Source organism: Streptomyces sp. NRRL B-24085 (genome assembly GCF_001282115.1).
Classification (GTDB): Bacteria; Actinomycetota; Actinomycetes; order Streptomycetales; family Streptomycetaceae; genus Streptomyces.
On the sequence record NZ_LJBR01000587.1, the window covers coordinates 1 to 1,256 of the forward strand.

Annotated in this window: 2 protein-coding genes; both read right to left on the bottom strand. The window is 71.1% G+C overall.

From position 1 onward, the window contains the following. A partial coding sequence (locus AOJ26_RS39850; protein WP_199828926.1) for an aldo/keto reductase occupies nucleotides 1–329 on the bottom strand: 329 nt, incomplete at its 3' end. Next, complete coding sequence (locus AOJ26_RS39855; RefSeq protein WP_053853223.1) at nucleotides 329–1,177, bottom strand: fumarylacetoacetate hydrolase family protein; 849 nt, start codon at nucleotides 1,175–1,177, stop codon at nucleotides 329–331. The genes AOJ26_RS39850 and AOJ26_RS39855, both read right to left, overlap by 1 nt. Between the last annotated feature and the right edge of the window lie 79 nt (nucleotides 1,178–1,256).

Consider the following 1,256-nt stretch of genomic DNA (forward strand, 5'->3'; position numbering starts at 1 on the left):
TCGCCCGGCACGAGCAGGCGGCCGACCTTGGTGGAGACGGTGTACTCCGTGCGCGGATGTCCGGGGCTGGTGAGGAACGCGCCCAGTCGCCGCTCCGCGAGTCCGGCGCCGTAGTGCGGGGCGGTGTCGAAGTACCGGATTCCGGCGGACCAGGCCGCGTCGAGCGTGGCGGCGGCCTGATCGGCGCCGACCGCCGAGAACAGGCCGGCCAGCGGGGCGGTGCCCAGCCCGAGGCGGCCGACGGTGACACCGGAGCGGCCGAGCGGGACTTGTTCGAGGTACCGGGGCAGGTCAGCCGCGCTGCTCCGGTGCAGGTCGGCAGAGGTCATCAGGCCTGTCCGAGGACGTGGCGCTGACGGCCGAGCCGGTCGATCTCCACCTCGACGACGTCACCTTCCCGCAGATAGGGGAAGTCGTTGGCGCCGAAGGCGACACCCGCAGGGGTGCCCGTGTTGATGACGTCACCGGGCTCCAGCACCATGAACTGGCTCAGGTAGTGGACGATGTGCCGCACCCCGAAGATCATGTTCTTGGTGTGGCCGTCCTGGCGCTGCTCGCCGTTGACCCACAGCCGCATCGCCAGGCCCTGCGGGTCTCCCACCTCGTCGGGGGTGACCAGCCAGGGGCCGAGCGGGTTGAACGTCTCGCAGGACTTGCCCTTGTCCCACTGTCCGCCCCGCTCGTGCTGGAAGGCGCGCTCGCTGACGTCGTCGGCGATGGCGTAACCGGCGATGACCTCGTCCGCCTCGTCCTCGGAGTCCAGGTAGCGTGCGGTGCGGCCGATGACGATCGCGAGCTCGATCTCGTAGTCCGTCTTGACGCTGGTGCGCGGTATCAGCACGGTGTCGTCGGGGCCGACCACCGTGTCGGCCGCCTTCATGAAAACCACCGGTTCCGCCGGCGGCGGGGTGTCGGTCTCGGCGGCGTGGTCGATGTAGTTGAGGCCGACGCACACGACCTTGCCGGGACGGGCCACGGGCGCGCCGATCCGCTGCCCGGCGATCTCGATCGGAGGCAAAGCCCCCTCGGCGAGGGCGGCCCGGACACGGTCGATGCCGCCGTCCGCGAGGAAGGCGCCGTCGATGTCGTCGGTGAGCGGGGTCAGGTCGTGGGCGCCGTCGGCGCCCAGCACGGCGGGGCGCTCCAGGCCGGGCGGACCAACACGCAGCAGTTTCATCGGAGTTCTCCAGGAGGTGAGCTGTCGATCGGGAAGGCGGGAGGGACGGGCTGCCACGTACCGGTGCGGTGTGGGGCGG

Bases quoted from the DNA above. Each gene is read 5' to 3' on its own strand.
- AOJ26_RS39855 (WP_053853223.1), bottom strand. From the start codon at position 1,177: ATGAAACTGCTGCGTGTTGGTCCGCCCGGCCTGGAGCGCCCCGCCGTG.